The organism is Dietzia sp. B32 (assembly GCF_024732245.1).
Lineage (GTDB): Bacteria > Actinomycetota > Actinomycetes > Mycobacteriales > Mycobacteriaceae > Dietzia.
Map to the genome: position 1 here is coordinate 158784 of NZ_CP093845.1, position 22236 is coordinate 181019.

The following is a 22236-nucleotide window of genomic DNA, read 5'->3' on the forward strand; positions in this document are numbered from 1 at the left end:
CGGGGAAAGAGGTCGGATGTCCGACGCGGCTCGCAGTGAATTCATCGACATGATCCGTGCCCATTCCGGGACCGGGTTCGGGGGCGGTGTCGGAATGGAGTACACCGAGGTGACACCCGACAAGGTGGTCGTCACGGTGACGGTGGGTCCGCACCTGCACCAGCCCTACGGGATCGTTCACGGTGGCGTGTACTGCGCGATCGCGGAGGAGGTCGCGAGTGTCGCGGGCGCGGTGTGGCTCGGCGGCGAGGGCAAGGTGGTCGGTGTCAACAACTCGACCGACTTCCTGCGGGCGGTCACGGAGGGCACGCTCACAGCGACGGGCACTCCCGTCCACCGCGGGCGCTCCCAGCAGCTCTGGCGGGTGGAGATCGAGGACGACCGGGGGCGGACCGCAGCAGTCGGACAGGTCCGGCTCGCCAACCTGCAGTAGCCGACCGGCAGAAGTCGTCGACCCGGACGACCAACGCACCGGGCGGGGATGTGGCGGGTTCTAGCGATCCCCGCCGGGTGCGTTGCCGTGTGGTCCGGTCAGTCGGCCGTCGAGGCGGCCCGCGCTGATTCCTGCGGCTCTTCCTGCGGCTCGACCCGGGACTGCTCGGAGGACCGGAGCGCAGCGGCCTCGTCAGCGGCCACCCGCTCGATGGCCTGGCGCGCGTAGACCCATTGCTTGGTGGAGGTCAGCTGCGACCGCTGGTCGCCACCCATGTGCATCCCCCAGGAGAACATGGTGGTGATCCGGTTCTTGAAACCGATCAGGTACGCGAGGTGCACGACCAGCCACATGACCCAGGCGATGAAGCCCGAGATCTCGACCGGGCCCATCTTCACGACCGCGCTGTAGCGCGACACCGTGGCCATGGAGCCCTTGTCGAAGTACTTGAAGGGCTTCCGCTCGGCCGGCGTCCGTCCCTTCTCCACCTCGGCGACGATCTGCTTGGCCGCGTACTTGCCGCCCTGGATGGCGACCTGAGCGACGCCGGGTAGACCGTCGAGACTCATCATGTCGCCCACGACGAAGATCTCGGGGTGGCCGGGCAGGGAGAGATCCTTGTTGACCAGCACGCGTCCGGCCCGGTCGGTCTCCGCATCCGTCTGATCCGCGAGCTGTTTGCCGAGGGGGCTCGCCTGGACGCCGGCGGACCAGATCTTGCACGAGGCGTCGATCCGGCGGACCGAGCCGTCCGGGTCCTTGACCTCGATGCCCTGGTAGTCGACGTTCGTCACCATCGCGTTGAGCTGGATCTCGACGCCCATCTTCTCCAGACGGGCGCGGGCCGCGTTGCCGAGGTTGTTGCCGAAGGGCGGCAGCACCGCCGGGGCGGCATCGAGGAGGATGACCCGCGCGGAGGCCGGATCGATGCGACGGAAGCTGTCCTTCAGAGTGTGCTGGGCCAGCTCTGCGACCTGCCCCGCCATCTCGACGCCGGTGGGTCCGGCACCGACGATGATGAAGGTCAGCAGTCGGCGGCGCTCCTCCTCGTCGTCGATGACCTCGGCCTGTTCGAAGCAGCCGAGGATGCGGCTGCGCAGCTCGAGCGCGTCGTCGACGGTCTTCATCCCCGGCGCCCACCGCTCGAAGTGGTCGTTGCCGAAGTAGGACTGGTTCGCGCCGGCGGCGACGATCAGGCTGTCGTACTCCAGATCGAAGTCGATGTGGCCGGCCGAGGCGTGGATCTTCTTCCCCGCCACGTCGATCTTGTCGACGTCGCCGAGGACGACGGTGGCGTTCTTCTGGTCGCGGAGGATGAGCCGAGTCGGCGGGGCGATCTCGCCCACGGAGAGGATGCCTGTGGCCACCTGGTACAGGAGCGGCTGGAACAGGTGGTGGCCGGTCCTGGCCACCAGGGTCACGTCGACGTCCGCCTTGGCGAGTTGCTGGGCGGCGAACAGCCCGCCGAAGCCGGAGCCGATGATGGCGACGCGGTGCCGGCGGCCGGCCGGTGCGGTGGCTGTGACCTGGTCGGTTGCGGGCTCGGTCATGGCGGCTCCTGATGAGGCTGATCTCGGATGGGGGGCTCGGTGGCCTCGTCGGTCTGGGGCCCGCGCGGGATGACGCCGGGCACGAGTTCCCAGGATAGTGCTCCGCCTGACCCCGTGCACAGGTAGGCGGTCCACACGCGGGTGCGTGGCCCCCCGCCGCGCCTGACCGGGCGGACGCGCGGGCGACGGTACCGTCCACGTGACGTGAGCCCGACAGGGAGGGACAGGGTGGTCAGAGTCGAACCGCAGACCGTCGACCTCGAGCGCTGGCCCGCGCTCGCCCCGCCATCCGGATCGGGGGGACAGCCGGCGGTGCTCATCGCGCAGGCCCTTCGGCGATCGGCGCGCGAGCTCGGGATCCGGATCGATTATCCCGACTCCTCGGCGGCCGGCGAGTACGACGCCCCGGTTCGCGTGGTCCTGCGCGAACCGGAGGCCTTCTGGGCCCGACTGGCGGACGCCGGCGTGCTCGGGCTCGGTGAGTCGTTCATGGCGGGCGACTGGGCGACGCCGGACCTCTGCGCTGCCATCGCGGTGCTGGCCCCGTGGATCGCGGGCAACGCCGACTGCGCGCACCCGGGTGAGCGCGCGTACGGCCGTGACGGACGCGGCCCGGTCGGCGGGGGCAGGCGCCGCGGAGGTGGCGTCGGGGTGGAGCTGGAGGACTCGGTCCCGGGCGCGCTGACCTCCCTGTACACGGACGAGACGATGTCGACTTCGGCGGCGGTGTTCGCGTCCGGTGCGCGGACCCGTGCGCGTCTGGACGACGGCACCGATGTCGTCCACCTGGAGGCGCCCGCGGCGCCCCCGCGCCGCACTGATCTCGGCGATGCCCAGCGTCGGTCGGCGGACACCCTGTTGACCCTCGCCGGGGTCGGGGAGGGGACCCGCGCACTGGTGGCCACACCGGGATGGGGCGAGCTACCGATGCGGGCTGCCGAGCGTGGGGCCCACGTGCGAACGATGACGTCGTCGACGGAGAGACTGTCGGCCCTCGGGTCGCGGTTCGCCGCCGCAGGTCTGGATGACGAGATCTCCCTCTTCCTCGGTGCGCCGTCGGAGGTCTCTGGTGCCGTCGACTCGGTCGTCGCGGTGGACCCTGGTGTCACAGCCGGTCCGGCCGGGCACGCTGCGGTGATCGCCGTCGCCGACAGGCTTCTCGGGCCGAACGGCCGAGTGGCCGTCCAGACGACGGTGTCACCGGGGCGGCCCACCCCCGCCGTCGTGGAGCTGGCCGCGTGGGGATCCCGATACGTGTCCGAGGCCGGGCCCCCCGTGGCGTGGACGGAGCTGGTCGAGATGGTCGACCGCGCGCCCCGGCTGGCTCTCCGGGGACGGGTGGAGCTGACCGCTCATCACGCGGAGACCGTCCGCCTGTGGTCGGAGACGTTCGCCCACCGCGGCCGCGACGCCGCCGCGCTGGGCTTCGACGCGGTCTACCGGCGGATGTGGTCGTTCCATCTCGCGGCGGCGGAGGCGGGCCTCCGGAGTGGGTGGATCGAGTCGGTTCAGGTACTCGCGTCAGCGGGTGAGGCGGTCGGGCGACGCGACCAGGGGCCCACGACATAGGGTTCGTCCCATGGGCAACATCCTCACCCCGATCGCCGTGTGGTTCGGCCGACAGGACGCCACCCGGGAGAACTCCCATCTGGTCGTCACGGTGGACCGGTGGCTCGACCGGGTCACCCGGGGTCGGGTCCCGCTCCTCCGGGTGGCGGGCCTGCCGACGCTCACCCTGCACGTGGCGGGTCGCAGGAGCGGCGCGCTGCGCAGCACACCGCTCCTGTGCGCCTCCTGGGGGAACGGACTGGTCATCGTCGGGTCGAACTGGGGCGGGCAGAAGACCCCGGCGTGGGTCCACAATCTGCGGGCCGCCGGGGAAGGCGAGGTCGCTGTCTCGGTCTACGGGGCGCGCCTGGTCGTGGACGTGCAGGAACTGGCCGGTGACGAACGGGCCTCGGCATGGTCCGCGGCCGCTCGGGTGTGGCCGAACTACGAGATCTACGCCCGCCGCACCACTCGCGAACTGCCCGTCTTCCACCTCACGCCCCGCTTGTAGCCGGCGAGCGCGCCGCGTCGCGGCAGCGCGTCACCGGGCGGCCCGGCCTCAGCGTCGGGCGACCATGTTCATCGCGGTGGCGGTGAGGACCGGGTCCCCGTCCTGATTGATCAGGGTGACGTCGGTCGTGAGGACACCGCGGTCCGGCTTGGTCCGCGAGGGACGCACCCCGGTGGTCTCGCACACCAGGGTGAGGCGATCGCCCGGCCGCAGCGGGCGCACCCACCTCAACTCGTCGATGCCGGGGGAGGCCAGGCTCGCCACGCTCGTGAGGTAATTGTCGGCGAACAGACGCATCATCAGCGCGGCCGTCTGCCAGCCGCTGGCGATGAGCCCGCCGAACGGTCCGGAGGCCGCTGCCTCGGGATCGGTGTGGATGCTTTGCGGGTCGTACCGGCGGGCGAAGTCCATGATCTCCTCGGCGTCGACCGTCTCCTCGCCGAACCGGTATCGCGCGCCCTCGGTGTAGTCCTCGAGGTACCTGTCGTCGATCGGGGCCGTGAACTCGTCGAACGTCTCGTCCTGCATCGTCTCTCCCAGCGCTGGTGTGTACGCTTCTCAGTTAATCACCACTCACCGACTGGAGGACGGAGATGGCGTACTTCGAGCGCCTCGGACCGGGTCGCTTCCGCCCGACCGGGCACGTGAGCGGAGCCTGGGATGAGTCGACCCAGCACATCGGCCCGGCGCTCGGTCTGTTGGTCCACGCCGTGGAGCTCGATCTGGCGGCTCGCCGGGACGATCCCATGGTGGTGTCCCGCCTGTCCTACGAGCTGCTGGGCGTGGTGCCGATGGACGTAGTCGACGTGCGGGTGGAGGTCATCCGACCGGGGCGCACGATCGAGCTGGTGGAGGTCACCTACGGGCACGGGGATCGGGCCGGGATCCGCCTGCGGGCATGGTTGCAGCAGCCCCGCGACACCCGCGCGATCGCCGGCGACGGATTCGATCCGATCCCGCCACCCGACCAGATGGAGCCGTGGGACCCCACCACCATCTGGCGCGGGGGATACCTCGCCTCGGCCGAGGTGCGCCGGATCAGCGACGGCCCCGGCCGGTCGCGGTACTGGGTCCGCACCGGGATCCCGCTTCTCGCCGGCGAGGAGATCGGTGGCCTGGCGCGGATGGCCGGACTGTTCGACATCGCCAACGGTATGGCGATCCGGGCCGATCCCACCGACGTCCACTTCCCCAACATCGATCTCACCGCGCACCTGGTCCGCCCGCCGGCAGGGGAGTGGCTCGGGTTCGACACGCGAGTCACCTTCGGGCCCGGTGGGTTGGGACTGACGTCGAGCGTGATCCACGACGAGGCCGGGCCGGTGGGGACCGTCGCCCAGTCGCTCACCGTCAGACCCTGAGTTGCCGGAGGTAGCACCGCATCCCGGAACCGCTGTCGGGGTCGAGGTCGGAAAAGCCGTGGCGTTCGTAGAACCGCCGGACGTCCACGTCGTCGGCGTCGACGTTGATGAGCAACTCCTCGGAGCCGCGGGAGCGGACCTCGCCGACGGCGCGGGCCAGCAGCGCCGATCCGACGCCGCCCCCGCGGAGGTCCTGACGGACATAGAGCTCCTCGAGCTGCGCGAGCGGCCCGTCCCAGAGCGGCGTCGGGCGCAGGGTGAGGAACGCGAACCCGATGTCCGCACCGGCGTCGGAGTCGACCCGGGCGATGAGCGCGAGGACGTCCTCGCGGGCCAGCAGGTGCTCGAACCGCGCGGCGGCGCCGGGGCCGTCCGGGGTGCGCGCGTCGAACTCGGTGTTGAAGTCGTGGAGCAGCTGGCCTAGTGAACCCGCGTCCGCAGGGGTGGCCACGCGGATCTCCGACGGCTCGGCGCGCCGAGCCGGGGCCTCGGCCTCGGGCGCCGGGTTCCCCTCGACGACCCTCCTGAGGCGCTCGAGGTCCTCGGCCACGGCGGCGGCGTCCTGCTCGAACCCGTCGTCGTCGCCGTCGGTTCCGCGCAGGGTGAACACCACCTCGCTCCCGTGCGGGTGGGGCAGGACCCGCAGTGGATTGAGGGTGACCGTCCCGTCGGGGAGCGTGACCTCGTGGTCCAGGACGCCGAAGCCGTTGGTGGGGGCGAACCGGACGCGGACCACTCCCATGGGGGAGTCGACGACGAGGGTGTCGCCGTCGGATCGCACCTCACCCGCCGCGAGCCCGGCCGCCCACGAGGGCAGGTGGGCCGGGTCGGCGGCGAGGGCGTAGACCTCATCGGGGGAGCGGCGGATGACCACGCCCAGGTGCCGGGTGCGCATGAGACAAGTATCCGCCGCGCCCGCCGTCCGCACCAGAGGCGGCGGGTCGGGGATCCGCGCCGGGTCAGGGGGTGGCGGGCTCGTCGTAGCTGCCCTGGCCGGCGATGCCGGTGACCGTCGTCAGGAGGAAGACGGAGTCGGCGAGCGCGGTGACGGCGTGGCGGTGGTGGGTGAGCGTGTGCAGTTCGCCCGCCGCGATGTCCGTGGACCCGTCGCCCGTGACGCGGACGGCGCCCTGCAGGAGATAGAGGCTCGCGGCCGGGGGGGAGTTGTGCTCCTCGAGTTCGGTGCCCTCCGTCAGCGCGAGGAGGGACTGCCGCAGTGGCCCCTCGCGGACGAGGATCTCGGCGTGGCGACCGTGCGCGGATTCCTTCGCGCGGGTGAGGATGCGGTCGGCCGTCTCGGTCACATGGTTCATGGTGGAACTCACTGTCTCTCGGGTCACGCTGCCTCTCGGTTTGAGCTGCCTCTCGAGTCGCGTTGGTTCGCACCCTACGCCAGGACGGCGACCACCGCGCAGAGCACGACGGTGGCGGACACGACGGCGGCGGCCAGGGTGCGGGTGGCGGCGCGGGGGAGTCGGGTGTGGCCGGCCATGACCACGCCGACGGCCAGGGCGACGCGCGGGGGCGAGACGATGATCGCGAACGACCCGGCGACGTTCTGCCCGGCGAGCGTCACGAGGCTGTCGGCTCCCAGCCCGGCCGCGGCGCCGGAGGTGGCGGCGGAGAACATCGCCGCCGCACCGGTGTTGGTGCCGGTGAGATAGCCGCCGAGTGCCCCGATGGCCGGGATGCCGGCCAGTGACGCCTCTCCGAACCCCGCGGCGAGATCGGCGAGGTGGGCGGCCATCCCGGCGGTGGCCATGACGATGCCGATGGACATGAACACGATGGCGTTGCCCGCGATGGGGACCCATGTCGCCACCGCTGTCCGGACGAGGCGCTTCACGGGCGGGCCCGGTGTGGTGTAGACGCGGAGTGCGACGAGTGCCGCGATGGTCACCCAGAGGGCGGGGGAGGCGAGCCATCCCGCCGCGGCGGGGGAGCCGGACGGGGCGAGTACGGCCGTGGCGCCGAGGATCCCCGCGAGCAGGACCGCGAAAGGGACGAGCGCGCGCTCGAGCTCGGCGGTGACCGCGGGGAGCACGCCGTACCGGATGCGCGCGACCCCCAGCAGGAGGGCGATCACGGTGGCCGAGGCGAGGATGCCGGACGGTGGGACGCCGACCGCGGCGTTGGACGCGACGAGAGCGGCCCACTGGGTCACGACGACGGCGGCGCCGAGCGCCACGTGGCGTGCCGAAGGCCGGGTGGTGACGACGATGAGGACGGTCGTCATGCTCACGACGAGGACCGGCAGGGTCAGAAGGGCCGACCAGTAACCGAGTTCCGCGACGTCCTGACCGCCGAGTTCCGCGGCCACGAGGGTGCCGGGGCCGAGGGAGCCCCACGGGACAAGGACCAACCCGAGCAGTCCCGTCACGACGGCCTTCACCGGCGACAGTCCCATCCGCACGAGGAGAGGGGCGGTGATCACCACGCCGAGCCCGAAACCGGTGACCGACTCCATGAGCGGTGTGAGGCCGAAGACCAGCAGCAGGATCGCGGGCACCCGGTCGCCACCGGAGCCGACCCGTTCGAGCCATCCGGCGATGTGGTCCCTGCTCCCGGTCGCCGACAGGGCCGTGGCCAAGAGGACGCCGCCGAGGAGGATGAGTGCGACCTCGAGGACCGTCGGCCCGAGCTGCGCCAGGGAGGTGAAGACCTCGTCGTCGTCGGGTCGGAAGACGGTGAGTGCACCGACGAGCGCGGCCACGAGGCCGGCGCCTCCCGCGAGCAGAGAGGGGGATCGGAGCGCCAACAGTGCCAGGACCACCACGACCGGCGCGACGGCGGCGCCGGTCTGCTCGAGAGCGCTCACTGCACCGAACCTACCGAGGGTCCCGGGCCAGCGGTTGCGACAGCACCGGGGGCCGAGGACCCTCGTCACACGACTGCGGGCGCAACCGCGGGCGGGCGGGACCTCGATGCGATCCGTGACCGACCGGACCGAGCCACCGCCGGAGAGGAGCACCGTGCACGCCACCGAAGTCGCCGACCGGGTCCATCGCCTGGCGCATGCCCACGTCAACTGCTATCTCATCGACGATGAGGACGGGGTGACCCTCGTCGATGCCGGCCTGCCGAGCATGTGGGACCTCATGACCGACACCCTCGCTCGGCTGGGCCGTGGTCCCGCAGACGTACGGGCGGTCGTGCTGACCCACGGGCACTTCGACCACGTCGGCTTCGCACGGCGCGCCCGGGTCGAGCTGGAGGTGCCGGTTCTGATCCACCCCGCCGACGGGCACTTGGCCGCGCACCCCTACAGCTATGAACCCCAGCGCAACCGCTTCCTGTACCCGTTCACCCATCCCCGGTCGCTACCGGTGCTCGGGAGGATGGCCATGGCCGGCGCCCTCACCATCAAGGGGATCGAGGACACCGGGGAGCTGCCGGTGGGATCCGCTCTGGACGTCCCGGGCCGACCCGTGGCGATGTTCGCCCCCGGCCACACCGGAGGGCACTGCATCCTGCACCTTCCCGACCGGGACACGGTCCTCAGCGGGGACGCCCTGGTGACCCTGGACCCGTACACCGGCGCCACGGGGCCGCAGATCGTCGCCTCGGCGGCCACGGCCGACACCGCCCGCGCGATGGAGTCGCTGGCGCCGATCGCCGCCACCGGGGCCTCCACCGTCCTGCCCGGCCACGGCGAGCCCTGGACCCACGGTGTCGACGCCGCGGTCGGACACGCCCGCGCAGTCGGCGAACACTGAACCGCGCTGCGGGCCGCCGGACCAGGGGATAAGCGCTCGGGGGATAAGCGCTCGGCCGCGGTCGCTAGTGGCTGCGCAGGCCGCGATAGGACGTGAGCGTGGGCCTGATGGCGCGGTCCACGAGTGCCCCGGTGACCGCCGCGAACACCGCCTTGTGGCCGACGTCCACGGCGAGCTCATCGCGGGGCCAGGCTGCCGGCGGCGCGCCCACCCCGGTGGCGTTCTCGACGGTCTGGTCGACACTGAGGCGGACCGCGGTGTGCCAGGCGCTCGCGGATACGCCCCGGATGCCGGTGGCAGCCCAGACGCCCCGTAGTGCGCCAACGACGGCGCGGTGCCGAAGTGCATCAGGTGGTTCCACACCATGGGCTTGTGGCCGTCGTCGGGGGACCGTCCGAGCACGGTGAGCAGGGCGCGGGCAGGCACATAGGAGTCCGGTCGGCGGGTGACCAGCTGCTCTGCCTTCTCGGTGACGATCATTGCCGCGCCGCCCGCGAGCCCGGCGGCGGCACCCTTGCCTGCGGCGCGGAGCAGTACGGCTCGTCTGTTCGCTGGAGTCACGACATCCTCCTCGGTCTGCGGGGTGCGTCTGCGGGGTGGTGGCACCACGGTAGACCCGAGGAGAGGACGCGTCCATCGACGCGCCCCGGCGACGTGCGGCCCGACCGCGCCGGGAGTTCCGCAGCGGACGAAGGCCCGGGATCCGAGGCGTACGTTGGACGGGGACGGAGGCCCCGACGAGGAAAGGTCCGATACATGTCAGAGGACACCAGAACACCCGAACGCATCGTCGCCGACCTGATCGAGAAGTCCCCGATATGCATGATCACCACCGTCGGGGCAGACGGTCGGCTGATGGCGCGGCCCATGACCCGCCAGAACTCCGACTTCGACGGATCGATTCGGTTGCTCGCACCCCGTCACGGCGACCTTCCGTCGGAGATCGAGGCGAACCCGCAGGTCAACGTCTCAGTTCAGTCCTCGGACGGGTTCGTCTCCGTCGCAGGAAGAGCGGTCGTGGACGACGACCGTGACGCGGTGGCCGAGCACTGGAATGCCGCCGTCGGGGCATGGTTTCCCGAGGGGCCGGAGTCCGCCACCTCGGTACTGATCCGTGCCGACACCGCCGAGTACTGGGACTCCAGCGGCTCGCGGATCGCGCACATCGCCTCGTTCGTCAGCGCAGCGGTGTCCCGTGACGAACGCACTCCCGACATGGGAACCAGCGGCACCGTCGAACTCTGAGCTCCAGCCGTTCGGAGCGGCGGAGGTCAGGGGAGAGCCGACGGCACGCGAAGCCGCGGCTTCAACTGATCCGGAGAGGGTTCGTCGCCCCGCTGGACGGTGGCGATGAGTGCGTCGGCGTGGGAGATCAATCCGGTCGTATCGATCCCGTGAGGCGCGGGGCCGCTGCCGTGGCCGATACGTTCGGCGGCACGGGCGAGCAAGGACAACGCACCCCTGGTGTTGCCGCGCTGGATATGGGTGATGCCGACCGCCAGCTGGGCCAGGCCCTGCCAGAGCAGGCGCTCGGCGTCGGGACAGCTCTTCCAGGCTCCCTCGAGAACTTCGTGGGCATTGAACGCGAGGCCGCGGTCCAGCAGATCCTGCGCCCATTCCAGCGACCGGGCCGGGGGCAGATCGAGATCCTCGGGGATGCGCTCGACACCCACGCTGCCGATCGGCAACGGGCGGCCGAGTTCATCGCGAGGGCGTGAGTTGCGCGCGCGGCCGTCCTCGTCGCGATCGCGGTCCATGCCGGGTGAGGTGCGCATGTCGCCATCGTCCCATCCGTCGTCGTCAGCCTGCCACCTCGGACCCGGGCGCCGGGACCCGATCGTGACACGTGGCGGGCGACCTTTCCTCCGAGCCCTCCGTAGGCTTGTCCGATGACGCTGCATCATGTTCGACGCGGGCAGGGTAGCCCTCTACTTCTCGTGCACGGACTCGGCGCGGGGTGGCGATCGTGGGAGCCCATCATCGACGATCTGGCGGGGCGTCGCGAGGTCATCGCGGTCGACCTACCGGGTTTCGGCGAGTCCCCACCGCTGGAAGGCGAGGTGTCCATAGCGACGTTGGCCGACGCGGTCGAGCGGTTCATCGAGGAGGCGGGTCTGGAGGGGGTGTCCACGGCCGGACAGTCGATGGGTGGACGGATCGTGCTCGAGTTGGCCCGGCGCGGCGTCGGTGGTGACACCGTGGCGTTGGACCCCGGCGGATTCTGGAGTGATCGCGAGCTGGCGGTGTTCAGCGCCACCCTGCGGCCGTCGATCGCCCTGGTCAGCGCCTTGCGGGGAGCGTTGCCGCGCCTCCTGGGCAATCCGGTGGGTCGGACCGCCCTGCTGGCGCAACTCTCTGCGCGGCCATGGGCGCTGTCGGCACAAACGGTGCTGCCCGACGTTGCCGGGCTGGCCGACGCACCGGCGACGGGCCCGGCGATGGACGCGCTCACGAAAGGCCCCCCGCAGCAGGGTGCTCCCGCGGGCACGGTCCCGGGACGGGTCACCATCGGGTGGGGGCGTCGCGATCTCGTGACACTCCCGGCCCAGGCCCGGCGAGCCGCCCGCGCGTTCCCCGACGCGACACTGCACTGGTTCGATCGGTGCGGCCACTTCCCCCAATGGGACGCGCCCCGGGAAGCGAGTTGGCTCATCCTGGACCGGACCAGCTGACCCGGCACATGCCGCCATCGTGGCGTAGTGACCACCATGGGCGGTTGCGCCCGCACGATGCTCTGCCACCATGGGTTGATGATCCGTCACGCGCGCGACCGGGGGAGACCGCCATCAACGTGGTGGAGTAGCCCGCCGCGAGGCGAGGGCGGAGAAGCCTGGGAGACGGACAGCCGGGCCGAACGATGAAACACCTCGCGTCCGCCGCTGCACTGAGTTCCGCTGCACTGAGTTCGGTGCTGAGAATGCGCAGTACGTTCCGCCGAGGGATGTGGACGACCGAACTGCGGATGAACGTGGGCCCGGAGACGGTGTGGTCAGTCATCACCGACGTGCAGACCTGGCCGCGATGGGGGCCCACCGTCTCGGACGCCCGGGTCGACGGTGACTCCGGCTTGACGGTCGGCGCGCGAGGGACGGTCACGACCGTGGCGGGGCTGTCCCTGCCCTTCGAGATCACCGATTTCGTGGAACGGCGGTCATGGGCGTGGAAGGTGGCCGGGGTGCGCGCAACGCGGCACGAGGTGATCGAGGTGCCGGGTGGCTGTGTCCTCAGCTTCGGTGCTCCGGTCTGGGCGGCGGGATACCTGCCGGTGCTTGCCATCGCGCTGCCGCGCATCGAACGGATCTCAGTCGAACGAGCTCGCCTGGAGGAGTCGGCGCGGGAGGGGGCGTGGATCGAGAAGCAGGACGGTCGCATGTGACCACCGCCTCGGCGGGGACAGGCTCGCGAGCTTCTTAATGGGAAAGTGCGTTATCCGATTCCTCGGGGATCATGAGCTGCCGAACTCGTCGTTGCGCAGTGCCCGTCGTAGCTCGCGGAGTATCTGTCTGCGTTGTGTAGCTATTTGCCGTGGCCGTTGAGGCTATTGAGGATTTCTTCAGTGGCCGCGTCCGGCGGGAGGGCGACCATCATTTGATCGCCTTGGAGCTCGCCTTGCACTCGCACAGCGGAGACAATCTCATCGCCGACCTTCATCACGAGTCGAGTTTGGTCTCCAGACTGCGAAGCCTCGACCGTCATTGTGCGAGCCACGGCTGCTCCGTCGCTGTCGAATGTCACGTTGATCATGTCGGACGCTCCGGAAGGCGGTGCGCCGCTGGCGGAGTCGACGCCTGCGCGCTCGAACGCGGTGGGGACGACGAGGATGTGTTCGTCATTGATGGGGATGCACTGTGGGTCTGAACCGGGGGCGCATGTCTGGGAGATAGCTAGCTCTAACGCCCCGGAAGTCGCGCTCATCGCTTCGTCCGCGGTCGGTGGTGCAAATGTTGGTTGCTCCTCGCCCGTGCCGTCGGATGAACAGGCGGTTAGCGCCGCTAGGAGCGTGATGGCGAGGGCGAGCTTCTTCATGTGGCGATCCGAGGCAACTTTCTGCTGGTGCGGTACTACTTACGGAGGCTGGCCCCTCCTTGGGCACACCCTACTCATGTGGAGGGTCGAGAGGTGCCGTATACGGCGTTCGCGATCGCCCTCGGTGATTTGGGCCATCAGGGCTGTTGGTGCTTCAGGGTGGTGTAGTCCGACATGGCCGTTCCGGATAGCGCTGCGTGGTGGGAGATAACGGGTCGGGTGTACCCGAGGAGATCGATAAGGCTGCGGGCGTCGACTTCTTGGCATAAGTCGCGGAAGGTAGCATTTCGGGCCCTTTGGGCGTCGATGCCGAGGAGTCTGAGTCGCTTGTACAGCGTCGCCGGATGGAGGTGCTTACCTGCGATCCGGCCGGGGAAGAGCCACGGAGTATCAGAATTGGTGGTGTTCTGGTTCCCGGGGTTACGGAGTTGCTGCCAGAACAACTCGGTGAGTGCTTCGGGAATGATTGCGGGGTAACTGCCGAGGAGGATTCGCATTCCTTCGGGGCTGGCAATGATGCGTTCTCGTCGGAGAGAGACAATTTTGTTCAGCGGCTGGGCCCAGAGCAGGAGGATGAGGCCGACCACACGAGTAGCCGGGATTACGGTGGTGTCCTCTATGCAGTTTCGGACAAGTTGGATCCGTTCTTCCTGCGTGATCATGGGCATTGAATGGGGTGTGCGAAAAGGTACATCTAATGTTCCGTGTTGGTGCCCTTTTTGTCCACTGAGCCATCTGACGAAGTTCCGAATATGTTCGCGGGTGCTGGGCCCGCCACTGAGGTATTCGTCGACGTGGTGCTGGCGTAGCTCAGTTCCTGGCACGTGGTGGTTTTCGTTCAGCCAGAGGAGAAATTTTCCGGCCTCGGTGATGTTCTGTTTCGCCGCCTGGGTGACGGCTACTAGGTCAGAGTCTGGGTCTGCCGCCTGATCGCGGATCCGCCTGAGGTGCTGCCAGGTTGCGTATCGCTCGATCAGTTGGCTGGTGCCGTCGTCGGGTAATTCGGCTATTCGATTGGTAAGCCATTTTTCGAATCGTACGAGCGTCTCGTCTCCGCGGGCGGGCATCATGCGGTGGTGGATGAGCAGGGCGCGGAGATGTTCGACGGATCTAGAGCTAGGTAAGTTGTCGAAGGCCTCGTTGGTCAGTGCAAGCTCGCGGTCACCGATCGCTTCTAGGAGAGTTCTGGCTTTGGTGCCGCGGCGCATGTATATGTAGATGCTCTGGGGTCGTTCGCTGCTGGTCAACAGGGTGACGAGTCGTGCAGACGGAGGTCGTTGCCCGGCTTAAGGACGGATTCGAGCTCATCCTGCAGGGCGCAACGGATGCAAAGCCCAGCGCGGAATCGAGGAGCCTCCCGATGGCAGCGCGTGCAGGTCAGGGCGGTGGTAATGCCGGCGCAGCCACGGCATATAGGCTGCCGTTCAGGGGAGCGGCCGGGGAGCATGCGGTGCTCACCGCAGCTTGAGCAGGTGCCGTACGTGTGTGTGGCTTCGGTGAAGCAGGGCCCGCATATGGCGCCGTCGGGCCACCGGACGCGGATCGTCGAGACCTGGTCGTGGCAGCGGTCGCAGCGGTGCCTCCCAGTCGAGCGGGGCCGTCCGCGCTTTTTGTGGTTGGGTAGCCCGCTCACCGTCGGGGGCCTTGCGGAGCCGTTGCCGCCGGTGGCTGGCCTACCGGCGGGAGTCATTGTCCTCATCCTCGATTATGCGGGCGCGGACTGGTCTGAGGTGGCGCAGATCGGCGACGTCTTCACCGGACGCCACCTGGTGTTGTCGGCGGGTTCGGGCGTCGGCGGCGGTGTAGGTGATCAGGTCGTTTGGCGTGACATTGAGAGCGTCGCAGAGGGCGACAAGCACCTTGAAAGAGATGCGCTCGGGCTCTTGAGCGACGATGCGCCAGACAGCGTTGGGGGTGAGGGTGATGCCGCGTTCATGCAGCAGTTCAGCGAGTTCTTTGGCGGAGTGCACGCCGCGGCGTGCCATGATCTCGCGGACTCGCCAGGTGTAGCTGACCTCTCGTTTACTCATGAATTCGTCTCCGATGTGTGATGTCCGACCGCTGCATTGATGGTGCGGTTGTGTGCACGCTCTAGGGCCAGTCTTTGGTAGTCAGGGGAGGGCAGTGTGTAGATCGAGGTGGTCGCGGCATGTTCGTGTCCTAGTTGGAGCTGGACAAAGGTCACGTCGTAGCCTTCGCCGGTGACCAGATGGGTTGCGTAGGAGCGGCGAAAGGAATGCAGGTCGAGTCCAGGCGGAAGTCCGAGTTCGTCGATCAGGGAACGGAGCCGACCGAGCAGTTGCGACGGGCCGACCAGGGCGCCGGTGCTGGTGGGGAAGCAGTCGTTAATCGGGTGGCCATAGCGCGGTAGACCTTGACGGATCCATTGGTCGATCATTTCCGCTGACCATGGCCACACGGTCAGCACCGAGCGGACCTTCTTCGCTGAGCCGCGATGCGCCTTTCCCCAGCGCACGCGGAGAACTCCGTGGTCGCCGAGGTAGGGGGCCCGGCTGTTGCGGGAGAAGTCCACCACCTGAAGATGACGGAGTTCGTTCGACCTAAGCCCCCAGCTGTAGGCGGTCTTGAACGCGATGGCATCCCGCCAAGCTGCCACGGCGCCTTTACGACCTGACTCAATAATTCGCTCGACCTCGAGGTCTGCCAGGTCGAAAACACTCTGCAGTTCGTGCTGGGTGAACGGTCGTTTGGCCGGGCGTGCCTCGGTGGGCGCGGAGTGAGTAACGCGGTTGAGTTCGGTCACTACTTGAGCAAAGACCTGCCCGAACATTCTTGCGCTGAGTTCGGACCAGTCGTAGCGCGGATCGCAGGCGTAGTCGCAGAACAACTTGATCGCGCCCTGGTAGGAGCGCACAGTGCCATGCGACAAGTTTCGAACCGCGCGGGCGTGCGAGAAATAGTCGTCTGCGTCCGCCAGGGTCCATTCCCACGGATAATGTCCCGAAAAGTCGATCAGGCTCATGATGACCCTGCGGCGGGTATCGATTGTGGCCGTGGCGAAATCTTTCGCCTGCTGCTGTCGGGCCCACCCGTCCAGGACGCCTTCCAGGAAGACGTCCGGATCCGGAGCGCCTTGACCGAAGGTTGCGAATGTGACGTTGTCTTCGTGGTGGGTCATTACGACCGTCCTCGAGCCCCGGAAAGTGATTGCAAGTTTCGCACACTGATTGCGAAAGGCGCAATAGGAGGGTGAGTAACGCACGGTCAGGGGCTATCTGGCTTCGTCCCTTAGGTGGCTGGAACGTACTGCGCACGCCGCTGCGGGCCGGGACGCCGATAAGGGAAAGGTGCAGGTCACGGGGGAGGCTAAGGAAAGATTGGGGCGTTACCCGAATTCTCGTTATGTGCCGGAAGCGCAGATACGGTCGATTCGACTTTACATAATGTAGATTATCGGCACTTTGGAAGCGCTGGCCGGGAGGTGGCTCGAGCCGATTCGAACCATCCACTTCTCGCACGGGTCCGAATAGTCACTGAGGCGGCACCGTGTCGCTCGACAGAGAAAGGTGCGTCATCATGCGCGGATCGGTCGAGAACGCTTTCATGTTCATCCACAACCCTCTCGTGGATCTCTACCAGTGGCTCCTCAGCGTCATCCCGGCGGACATGGCCTGACCGTCTCGGCGGCGCCGTGTCGCCGCGCCGCCGTGAGGCCCCGGGTCGCGGACGCTGTGAGTTCATCTCGCGAACCCGCCCGGGGTCTCACGGCATCGGTCCGCCGCCGCTCCTCCGCAGCGCTGCAGGGCGCCCTTGTTTCGACACTGTGACGTTTCATCCGGGGGTTCCCCGGTGGGCGAAGTCGCTGAGCTCACGCGTCGTTGAGTGCCGGATTCCTGTCGGACCACGGCGACGACTGCTCGAGTTGGCCGGCCAGTCGCAGCAGCGTCGATTCTCCCCCGAGCTGCGCGGTGAAGTGCACTCCCATGGGTACGCCTTCCGGAGTCCAGTGCAGCGGGAGCGACATCGCCGGCCGACCGGTCAGGTTGGCCAATTGCGTATACGGCACCCAGCTGAGGTTGGCATTGATGAGTGACTCCACGAAGCCCGAGTGGCGCAGCAGTGATGCAGTACGCGTCGCGAGCAACGCGGCCGCTCCGCGACGTGCCAGCGGCGGGGTGTCGAGAGCGCCGATGCGAGGCGGTAGGTCGGCCAACGTCGGCGTCATGAGCAGGTCGTAACCGTCGAAGTAGGTGGTCAGTTCGCGGACGTACTGGTCCCGCCGCATCACGGCGTCGAGGTAATCCACGCTGCTCTGCGCCCTGCCGAGTGCCGCGACGATCCGCGTATCCGTCTCGAAGTCCCGGTCGGCGCACCCCGTCCGCCGTTTGGTGTCCTCGACCGACCACGCGAGATACGCGAACCAACTGGTGAGGAAGTCTCGTGCCAACGCGAGGCCGTCGACGGGCTGTGCATCCAGGATCTCGACGTGGTGGCCGAGGTCCTCAAGCGTTCGGGCGGCGTTCTCGACTGCAGCGAGGGCCTCCGGATGGGGTTCCGGGTTGATCGACGACGCGGTACAGACCCCGATCCGCAGCCGGCCCGGGTCCGCTCCGACCTGTGAGAGGAACGACTCGGACGGCGTGGCGGGAACGTACGGGCCGCCCGGCTCCCCGCCCATCAGGACGTCCAGCATCGCAGCGGTGTCGCGGACCGACCGCGAGACGACACCGTTGGTGGCGGCGCCGTGCATCGCCTCCCCGCGCAATGGGCCCATCGGCACCAGTCCACGGCCGGGTTTGAGGCCCACGAGACCGCAGCAGGCGGCTGGGATACGGATGGAGCCGCCGCCGTCGCTCGCCCCCGCGGCCGGGACGATTCCGGCCGCGACCGCGGCGGCGGACCCGCCCGAGGATCCACCGGGGCTGCGGCTGGTGTCCCACGGGTTCCTGGCGGGGCCGAACAGCTCGGGCTCGGTGATTCCCTTGGCCCCGAACTCCGGGGTGTTGGTCTTGCCGAAGACGACCAGGCCCGCGTCCAGCCACCGCTGCACCACCGTCGCGTGTTCGACTGCCGGCACCCCGACCAGCGGGCGGGAACCCCCGCTGGTCGGCGACCCCGCATAATCCTGTCCGAGATCTTTGAGGAGGAACGGCACCCCGGCGAACGGGCCCGTCAGTTCCCCGGCCACCCGGTCACGGGCCGTTCGGTCCATTCGGTGGACGATGGCGTTGAGTCCCGGGTTGACGCTGTCGGCGCGCTGAACTGCTGCGTCGAGGAGCTCGACGGGGGTGGCCTCGCGACGTCTCACCAGGGCGGCGAGTCCGAGGGCGTCGTGACTCCTGAACTCATCGAAGCGCATGGGGTCGGAGTCTACGCAGCGCGATCGCTGACCCGGTCCGGTTCGGGATCGCCGTGGTCCGGGTCAGTAACTGAACGTGGTCGCCCCCTCCCCGATCCACTCCCACATCGGCACGGTCCCGCCTTTGGTCGCCCCGTCGATGAGGGGGCTGTCGGTCAGCTGCTTGGCATCCACGCAGATCGGGCACACCAGATAGGTGCCACCCGCGGCCACGTACCGGGCCATGAGGCTCTCGATCGACGGACAACCCTGGCAGGCGGTTCCGGTCGCGACCCCCCGCACCGCGAGCCGAACGGCCTCCTTGGTGAGGAACATGAGTGTCGGCCGGCCCGATTCGGCGGCCCCGACCGCGACCAGAAAGGCGACGGTCACCTTCTCCGCGTCCTCGAGCCCGGTCGTCAGCGATACGACTGCTCTGTTCATCTCCCCTGCTCCTTCCGTCCACGCACCGGATGCGCGATGAGACCCTGCAAGGGGACCACCGCGGGAGCGGCGCGCACACTTCGCGATGTGTAGTGACGCCGGGCCTCAGCGGGTCTACCGTGGACGGATGAACGGCTACGGGCAGTTCTGCCCCGTCGCGAAGACCGCGGAACTCCTGTGTGAGCGATGGGCTCCGCTGATACTGCGCGAGCTGATGTGCGGTTCCAGTCGATTCGGCGAGATCCAGCGAGGAGTTCCGTTGATCTCACCGAGCCTGCTGTCCAAGAGGCTGCACCAGTTGGTGTCCGCCGGTGTGCTGGAACACCACGGAGCCGGGCGGGACAGCACATACACCCTCACCGCATCGGGCTGGGAGCTGCACCCCGTGATCGAGGCCATGGGCATCTGGGGGCAACGCTGGGCGCGGAGCAGGTACACACCTGACGAGCTCGATCCGTCGTTCCTGATGTGGGACATCCGCCGGATGCTCCGTCCCGCCGGACTGGCCGACCGCCGGATCGTCATAGAGATGTGGATCCGCGACGGGCCACCCCGCAGGACCACCTACTGGATGGTGGTGGACGACGCGATCGACCTGTGTCTGGTCGACCCGGGCCTGGATGTCGACCTGCGGGTGAACTCCGACCTTCGGACCCTGACGAGGATCTGGATGGGCGACGCCGTAATGCACGACGAGATCGGTGACGGCCGGGTCGAACTCTGGGGTCCGCCGGAACTGACGGAACGGTTCCCCGCCTGGTTGGGATGTCATCCGATCCTGGGGGTCGTCCGAGAGGCGGAGTCGTCAGTTCATGGCGACAACGGGCCCCGGGGTCCGGGTTGACGTGCGCGCGCGGATCCTCACGCGTTCCGGTTCCGCCAGGCGCGCCAGGCGCCGGTGGACCACAGGGCCCACGCCACGAGCACCGGCTGGAAGAACAGTCGGACGAGCCGTGCGCGGTCGCTGTCGAGCCCGAATGCATCCGTGCCCGTGACGTACTGCGAGATGTTCCCGGGGAAGATGGCGATGAAGAACGCCGCCGTCACGCCGCCGACCGCCGGACGGAACCGGGTCGGTGCGAAGATGAGCGCCGCGCCGAGGCCGAGTTCCACCACGCCGGAGGCGACCACCACGAAGTCCGGGTCGAGCGGAACCCACGTCGGGACCTGCGCCTGGAACTCCTCGCGCATGGTCGTCAGGTGGCCGGTCCCCGCGCCGAGGAGTGCGGCGCCGAGGGCCCACCGTCCGACATGGCGAACGATCTCCCCCGCGCTGCGCCGTCGGCGCGAGGGCGGACGGGATCCCGGGGTCGTCTGGGTTCGGTCGGATGAGTTCATGGGGGTAGTGTTGCGCACAACTTAGTTGAGCGCAACCCAATCGTGGTCCATAATCGGGCAATGGATGCCGACCTCCGCCTGGAAGAGCAAGTGTGCTTCGCCCTCTACGCCGCCTCTCGCGCCTCGACGTCTGCCTACCGGCACGCCCTGGCATCGGTTGGCCTGACCTATCCGCAGTATCTCGCCCTCCTCGTGCTGTGGGAGGAGGACGGACTGACGGTCCGGCAGCTCGGGGACCGACTCCTCCTCGACTCGGGCACCCTCTCCCCTCTGTTGGCGCGACTGGAGCATGCCGGCCTGGTCGCGCGATCCCGCTCCGCCGGCGATGGCAGGAGTGTCCACGTCCACCTCACCGAGGCCGGCGGGAGGCTGCGCGCTGAAGCCGAGACGATCCAGTGTTCCCTGCTGGACAGGGTGGACATGCCGCAGGAAGATCTCGTCCAGTTGCGGACCCTGGCACAGCGACTCGTGACCTCGCTCGACGGAGCCGATCGCGGCGATCGGTAACGTCAGCCGATGGTGATCGGCTGACGCAGGATCGTCTTGAGTCTGGCGGGATCGGACCTACGGGGGTCCGAGAGATAGATCTCGTGATGGTGCCCGGACGGGACGGCGCCGTGTGCGGGGATGACCTCCTCGTGCATCCGCGCGATGGCCGGGCCCTCGTCGTCGTAGGGGCCCACGTGCAGCGTCTGCACCGCCGTCCCCTCGGCATACTCGTCGAACCGCACCCGCTCGCGGGCGTCCGGCACCTTCGTCGTCGTCACCTTCTCCATGGCGGCGGACAGGATGTCCGGGGTGACCCAGTCCGGCTGCCAGATCATCATCGTCCAACTCCAGGCGGCCTTGTCGCGGGACGTGAACACCTGCGGGTCGTCGGCGTACCAGAGGCCCTCGAGCGGGCCCACCGTGTGGACTCGTCCCAGCACGGTCCGGGCCGCCGCGCGCACGGCGTAGGACGTGGCGTACAGCGCCTCGACGGCGGCCCTGTACTCGGGCGCGGTATCGGGATCTCCCTGCCCGTCGACCATGAGTAAGGTCATCGGTGGGACCTCGACCAGATCGAATCGGCCGGCCTTGGCGTCGTAGAGGTCCCTGCGCTCGCGTTTGATGTCGAAGTTGGGTGGGTCGCCGACCATGGCAGCAGGCTACGCCGATCCGGCCTGCAGCTCCTCGATCCGGCGTCGGTACACCGAGGTCAGCTCGTCGACGTACCGGCGATCCCACCGCGGGGTGATGTGCTTACTGCAGTTGGCGTCAGTGGCCACCACGTCCACCACGATCGCGCGTTCCACGTGGCCGGAGTACTGCTTGTCCCCCATGGCCCGGAGCCGGTCGATCAGCTGGGGGTCGGCGTCCGGCTCGACCGTCCGCGCGTGACCGAAGACCTTCAACCGCCGGCGGGTCGGGTAGTCGACGAAGAGCAGGCAGACGCGTCCGTCGTGGTCCACGTTGCCCGTGGAGACGTACTGGCGGTTGCCCGGGAACTCGGCCCAGGCGAGGGTCGTGTCGTCGACGACGTGCACGAACCCCGCCGGGCCACCGCGGTGCTGCGCGTAGGGCCAGCCCGACTCGGTGACCGTCGAGAGGGAGAAGTGGTCGGCGCTCCGGATCAGCGCGACATCGGTGCCGTCGAGGGAGAAGTCGCCGGTGTCGACGGGGAGGGTGACCCCCACGGCGTCCTGCCGGGCCCGCACCGCCGGTCCGTACGCGATCCCCGGGTAGTGGTTGGCTGCCATGGCCGTCAATGATAGTTGACGCCCGGTGCGTCGTCAATGTAAGTTGACGGTCGAGGTGGTGGCCATGGAAACGACATTCGATTTCTCCGACGACGACTCCCCGATCGACAGGCTCGCCGCGATCGCGCATGCGAAGGCCGACATCGCCCGCCAGGAAGCCGCCGCGGTGCGGCACGCCCGGCTGCAGGGCATGAGCTGGGCGGAGATCGGCATGGTGCTCGGAGTCAGCAAACAAGCGCTGCACAAGAGATTCGGAAGGACGGCCTGACCG

Annotated in this window: 27 protein-coding genes; 11 read left to right on the forward strand and 16 right to left on the reverse strand. The window is 68.7% G+C overall.

The genetic code is table 11. From position 1 onward, the window contains the following. Positions 1 to 16: 16 nt before the first annotated feature. Positions 17 to 433: a PaaI family thioesterase gene (locus L8M95_RS00760; RefSeq protein ID WP_260487452.1), complete on the forward strand. Its 417-nt coding sequence runs from the start codon at positions 17 to 19 to the stop codon at positions 431 to 433. 98 nt (positions 434 to 531) lie between these two features. Here L8M95_RS00760 and L8M95_RS00765 read toward each other — a convergent pair whose 3' ends face one another. Beyond that, a complete protein-coding gene (locus tag L8M95_RS00765; protein WP_260487453.1) occupies positions 532 to 1983 on the reverse strand; it encodes an NAD(P)/FAD-dependent oxidoreductase in 1452 nt (483 codons plus the stop codon). A 228-nt stretch (positions 1984 to 2211) separates the two neighbouring features. Here L8M95_RS00765 and L8M95_RS00770 point away from each other — a divergent pair, with 228 nt between their 5' ends. Both L8M95_RS00770 and L8M95_RS00775 read left to right on the forward strand, forming a co-directional pair. Next, entirely contained in the window at positions 2212 to 3552 is a 1341-nt protein-coding gene (locus tag L8M95_RS00770; protein WP_260487454.1) for a class I SAM-dependent methyltransferase, read from the forward strand. A gap of 10 nt (positions 3553 to 3562) precedes the next feature. Continuing rightward, positions 3563 to 4042 (forward strand): nitroreductase family deazaflavin-dependent oxidoreductase, encoded by a 480-nt coding sequence (locus L8M95_RS00775; RefSeq protein ID WP_260487455.1) that lies wholly within the window; start codon positions 3563 to 3565, stop codon positions 4040 to 4042. 48 nt (positions 4043 to 4090) lie between these two features. Here L8M95_RS00775 and L8M95_RS00780 read toward each other — a convergent pair whose 3' ends face one another. Further along, positions 4091 to 4570: a MaoC family dehydratase gene (locus L8M95_RS00780; protein ID WP_260487456.1), complete on the reverse strand. Its 480-nt coding sequence runs from the start codon at positions 4568 to 4570 to the stop codon at positions 4091 to 4093. Positions 4571 to 4635: 65 nt separating this feature from the next. Here L8M95_RS00780 and L8M95_RS00785 point away from each other — a divergent pair, with 65 nt between their 5' ends. Beyond that, positions 4636 to 5403 (forward strand): thioesterase family protein, encoded by a 768-nt coding sequence (locus L8M95_RS00785; protein ID WP_260487457.1) that lies wholly within the window; start codon positions 4636 to 4638, stop codon positions 5401 to 5403. Here the strand turns inward: L8M95_RS00785 and L8M95_RS00790 are convergent. From L8M95_RS00790 to L8M95_RS00805, 3 genes are all read right to left on the reverse strand, one after another. Further along, positions 5393 to 5860, reverse strand: coding sequence for a GNAT family N-acetyltransferase (locus L8M95_RS00790; protein WP_260489113.1), 468 nt, complete (start codon positions 5858 to 5860; stop codon positions 5393 to 5395). The two genes, L8M95_RS00785 and L8M95_RS00790, sit on opposite strands and share 11 nt — an antisense overlap. Before the next feature lie 502 nt (positions 5861 to 6362). Next, positions 6363 to 6716, reverse strand: coding sequence for a cupin (locus L8M95_RS00800; protein WP_260487458.1), 354 nt, complete (start codon positions 6714 to 6716; stop codon positions 6363 to 6365). A 74-nt stretch (positions 6717 to 6790) separates the two neighbouring features. After that, positions 6791 to 8221, reverse strand: a complete 1431-nt coding sequence (locus L8M95_RS00805; RefSeq protein WP_260487459.1) for an L-lactate permease — start codon at positions 8219 to 8221, stop codon at positions 6791 to 6793. Between the two features lie 154 nt (positions 8222 to 8375). Between L8M95_RS00805 and L8M95_RS00810 the strand changes: the two genes are divergently transcribed. Further along, on the forward strand, positions 8376 to 9119 hold the full coding sequence (locus tag L8M95_RS00810; protein WP_260487460.1) for an MBL fold metallo-hydrolase: 744 nt from the start codon (positions 8376 to 8378) through the stop codon (positions 9117 to 9119). A gap of 64 nt (positions 9120 to 9183) precedes the next feature. On the opposite strand, the gene L8M95_RS00815 is transcribed toward L8M95_RS00810, so the two are convergent. Further along, positions 9184 to 9480 (reverse strand): hypothetical protein, encoded by a 297-nt coding sequence (locus L8M95_RS00815; protein ID WP_260487462.1) that lies wholly within the window; start codon positions 9478 to 9480, stop codon positions 9184 to 9186. Between the two features lie 395 nt (positions 9481 to 9875). Between L8M95_RS00815 and L8M95_RS00820 the strand changes: the two genes are divergently transcribed. Beyond that, a complete protein-coding gene (locus L8M95_RS00820) occupies positions 9876 to 10364 on the forward strand; it encodes a pyridoxamine 5'-phosphate oxidase family protein (RefSeq protein ID WP_260487463.1) in 489 nt (162 codons plus the stop codon). 26 nt (positions 10365 to 10390) lie between these two features. Here L8M95_RS00820 and L8M95_RS00825 read toward each other — a convergent pair whose 3' ends face one another. Further along, positions 10391 to 10894 carry a DUF309 domain-containing protein gene (locus L8M95_RS00825; RefSeq protein WP_260487464.1) on the reverse strand — a complete coding sequence of 168 codons (504 nt, stop codon included), beginning with the start codon at positions 10892 to 10894 and terminating at the stop codon, positions 10391 to 10393. Between the two features lie 114 nt (positions 10895 to 11008). Here L8M95_RS00825 and L8M95_RS00830 point away from each other — a divergent pair, with 114 nt between their 5' ends. Next, complete coding sequence (locus L8M95_RS00830) at positions 11009 to 11791, forward strand: alpha/beta fold hydrolase (protein ID WP_260487466.1); 783 nt, start codon at positions 11009 to 11011, stop codon at positions 11789 to 11791. 245 nt (positions 11792 to 12036) lie between these two features. Continuing rightward, complete coding sequence (locus L8M95_RS00835) at positions 12037 to 12495, forward strand: SRPBCC family protein (protein WP_260487467.1); 459 nt, start codon at positions 12037 to 12039, stop codon at positions 12493 to 12495. A 140-nt stretch (positions 12496 to 12635) separates the two neighbouring features. Here L8M95_RS00835 and L8M95_RS00840 read toward each other — a convergent pair whose 3' ends face one another. The 6 genes from L8M95_RS00840 to L8M95_RS00865 form a co-directional block, all read right to left on the reverse strand. Then, a complete protein-coding gene (locus tag L8M95_RS00840; protein WP_260487468.1) occupies positions 12636 to 13145 on the reverse strand; it encodes a hypothetical protein in 510 nt (169 codons plus the stop codon). A 137-nt stretch (positions 13146 to 13282) separates the two neighbouring features. Further along, entirely contained in the window at positions 13283 to 14353 is a 1071-nt protein-coding gene (locus L8M95_RS00845; RefSeq protein WP_260487469.1) for a hypothetical protein, read from the reverse strand. 465 nt (positions 14354 to 14818) lie between these two features. Continuing rightward, positions 14819 to 15175 (reverse strand): helix-turn-helix transcriptional regulator, encoded by a 357-nt coding sequence (locus tag L8M95_RS00850; protein ID WP_260487470.1) that lies wholly within the window; start codon positions 15173 to 15175, stop codon positions 14819 to 14821. After that, positions 15172 to 16284 carry a site-specific integrase gene (locus L8M95_RS00855; RefSeq protein ID WP_260487471.1) on the reverse strand — a complete coding sequence of 371 codons (1113 nt, stop codon included), beginning with the start codon at positions 16282 to 16284 and terminating at the stop codon, positions 15172 to 15174. Before L8M95_RS00855 ends, L8M95_RS00850 begins: the two co-directional genes overlap by 4 nt. Positions 16285 to 16974: 690 nt before the next feature. Next, on the reverse strand, positions 16975 to 18465 hold the full coding sequence (locus L8M95_RS00860) for an amidase (protein ID WP_260487472.1): 1491 nt from the start codon (positions 18463 to 18465) through the stop codon (positions 16975 to 16977). A gap of 63 nt (positions 18466 to 18528) precedes the next feature. Then, on the reverse strand, positions 18529 to 18888 hold the full coding sequence (locus L8M95_RS00865; protein ID WP_154830689.1) for a peroxiredoxin: 360 nt from the start codon (positions 18886 to 18888) through the stop codon (positions 18529 to 18531). A gap of 127 nt (positions 18889 to 19015) precedes the next feature. On the opposite strand from L8M95_RS00865, the gene L8M95_RS00870 reads away from it, so the two are divergent. Next, on the forward strand, positions 19016 to 19732 hold the full coding sequence (locus L8M95_RS00870) for a helix-turn-helix domain-containing protein (RefSeq protein WP_260487473.1): 717 nt from the start codon (positions 19016 to 19018) through the stop codon (positions 19730 to 19732). Between the two features lie 17 nt (positions 19733 to 19749). Here the strand turns inward: L8M95_RS00870 and L8M95_RS00875 are convergent, their stop codons facing one another. Further along, positions 19750 to 20226, reverse strand: a complete 477-nt coding sequence (locus tag L8M95_RS00875) for a hypothetical protein (protein ID WP_260487474.1) — start codon at positions 20224 to 20226, stop codon at positions 19750 to 19752. 60 nt (positions 20227 to 20286) lie between these two features. Here L8M95_RS00875 and L8M95_RS00880 point away from each other — a divergent pair, with 60 nt between their 5' ends. Then, entirely contained in the window at positions 20287 to 20733 is a 447-nt protein-coding gene (locus L8M95_RS00880; RefSeq protein WP_260487475.1) for a MarR family winged helix-turn-helix transcriptional regulator, read from the forward strand. A gap of 2 nt (positions 20734 to 20735) precedes the next feature. Here the strand turns inward: L8M95_RS00880 and L8M95_RS00885 are convergent, their stop codons facing one another. Together L8M95_RS00885 and L8M95_RS00890 are read right to left on the reverse strand one after the other, a co-directional pair. Then, complete coding sequence (locus L8M95_RS00885; RefSeq protein ID WP_260487476.1) at positions 20736 to 21365, reverse strand: GyrI-like domain-containing protein; 630 nt, start codon at positions 21363 to 21365, stop codon at positions 20736 to 20738. Between the two features lie 9 nt (positions 21366 to 21374). After that, positions 21375 to 21965, reverse strand: coding sequence for a pyridoxamine 5'-phosphate oxidase family protein (locus L8M95_RS00890; protein WP_260487477.1), 591 nt, complete (start codon positions 21963 to 21965; stop codon positions 21375 to 21377). Positions 21966 to 22029: 64 nt separating this feature from the next. On the opposite strand from L8M95_RS00890, the gene L8M95_RS00895 reads away from it, so the two are divergent. Continuing rightward, entirely contained in the window at positions 22030 to 22233 is a 204-nt protein-coding gene (locus L8M95_RS00895; protein ID WP_260487478.1) for a hypothetical protein, read from the forward strand. Positions 22234 to 22236: the final 3 nt, after the last annotated feature.

Excerpts from the sequence above, each read along its gene's own strand:
- L8M95_RS00760 (WP_260487452.1), top strand. The coding sequence starts at position 17 with ATGTCCGACGCGGCTCGCAGTGAATTCATCGACATGATCCGTGCCCAT.
- L8M95_RS00765 (WP_260487453.1), bottom strand. The coding sequence starts at position 1,983 with ATGACCGAGCCCGCAACCGACCAGGTCACAGCCACCGCACCGGCCGGC.
- L8M95_RS00775 (WP_260487455.1), top strand. The coding sequence starts at position 3,563 with ATGGGCAACATCCTCACCCCGATCGCCGTGTGGTTCGGCCGACAGGAC.
- L8M95_RS00780 (WP_260487456.1), bottom strand. The coding sequence starts at position 4,570 with ATGCAGGACGAGACGTTCGACGAGTTCACGGCCCCGATCGACGACAGG.
- L8M95_RS00785 (WP_260487457.1), top strand. The coding sequence starts at position 4,636 with ATGGCGTACTTCGAGCGCCTCGGACCGGGTCGCTTCCGCCCGACCGGG.
- L8M95_RS00800 (WP_260487458.1), bottom strand. The coding sequence starts at position 6,716 with ATGAACCATGTGACCGAGACGGCCGACCGCATCCTCACCCGCGCGAAG.
- L8M95_RS00820 (WP_260487463.1), top strand. The coding sequence starts at position 9,876 with ATGTCAGAGGACACCAGAACACCCGAACGCATCGTCGCCGACCTGATC.
- L8M95_RS00825 (WP_260487464.1), bottom strand. The coding sequence starts at position 10,894 with ATGCGCACCTCACCCGGCATGGACCGCGATCGCGACGAGGACGGCCGC.
- L8M95_RS00830 (WP_260487466.1), top strand. The coding sequence starts at position 11,009 with ATGACGCTGCATCATGTTCGACGCGGGCAGGGTAGCCCTCTACTTCTC.
- L8M95_RS00835 (WP_260487467.1), top strand. The coding sequence starts at position 12,037 with ATGCGCAGTACGTTCCGCCGAGGGATGTGGACGACCGAACTGCGGATG.
- L8M95_RS00840 (WP_260487468.1), bottom strand. The coding sequence starts at position 13,145 with ATGAAGAAGCTCGCCCTCGCCATCACGCTCCTAGCGGCGCTAACCGCC.
- L8M95_RS00845 (WP_260487469.1), bottom strand. The coding sequence starts at position 14,353 with ATGCGCCGCGGCACCAAAGCCAGAACTCTCCTAGAAGCGATCGGTGAC.
- L8M95_RS00850 (WP_260487470.1), bottom strand. The coding sequence starts at position 15,175 with ATGAGTAAACGAGAGGTCAGCTACACCTGGCGAGTCCGCGAGATCATG.
- L8M95_RS00855 (WP_260487471.1), bottom strand. The coding sequence starts at position 16,284 with ATGACCCACCACGAAGACAACGTCACATTCGCAACCTTCGGTCAAGGC.
- L8M95_RS00860 (WP_260487472.1), bottom strand. The coding sequence starts at position 18,465 with ATGCGCTTCGATGAGTTCAGGAGTCACGACGCCCTCGGACTCGCCGCC.
- L8M95_RS00865 (WP_154830689.1), bottom strand. The coding sequence starts at position 18,888 with ATGAACAGAGCAGTCGTATCGCTGACGACCGGGCTCGAGGACGCGGAG.
- L8M95_RS00870 (WP_260487473.1), top strand. The coding sequence starts at position 19,016 with ATGAACGGCTACGGGCAGTTCTGCCCCGTCGCGAAGACCGCGGAACTC.
- L8M95_RS00875 (WP_260487474.1), bottom strand. The coding sequence starts at position 20,226 with ATGAACTCATCCGACCGAACCCAGACGACCCCGGGATCCCGTCCGCCC.
- L8M95_RS00880 (WP_260487475.1), top strand. The coding sequence starts at position 20,287 with ATGGATGCCGACCTCCGCCTGGAAGAGCAAGTGTGCTTCGCCCTCTAC.
- L8M95_RS00885 (WP_260487476.1), bottom strand. The coding sequence starts at position 21,365 with ATGGTCGGCGACCCACCCAACTTCGACATCAAACGCGAGCGCAGGGAC.
- L8M95_RS00890 (WP_260487477.1), bottom strand. The coding sequence starts at position 21,965 with ATGGCAGCCAACCACTACCCGGGGATCGCGTACGGACCGGCGGTGCGG.
- L8M95_RS00895 (WP_260487478.1), top strand. The coding sequence starts at position 22,030 with ATGGAAACGACATTCGATTTCTCCGACGACGACTCCCCGATCGACAGG.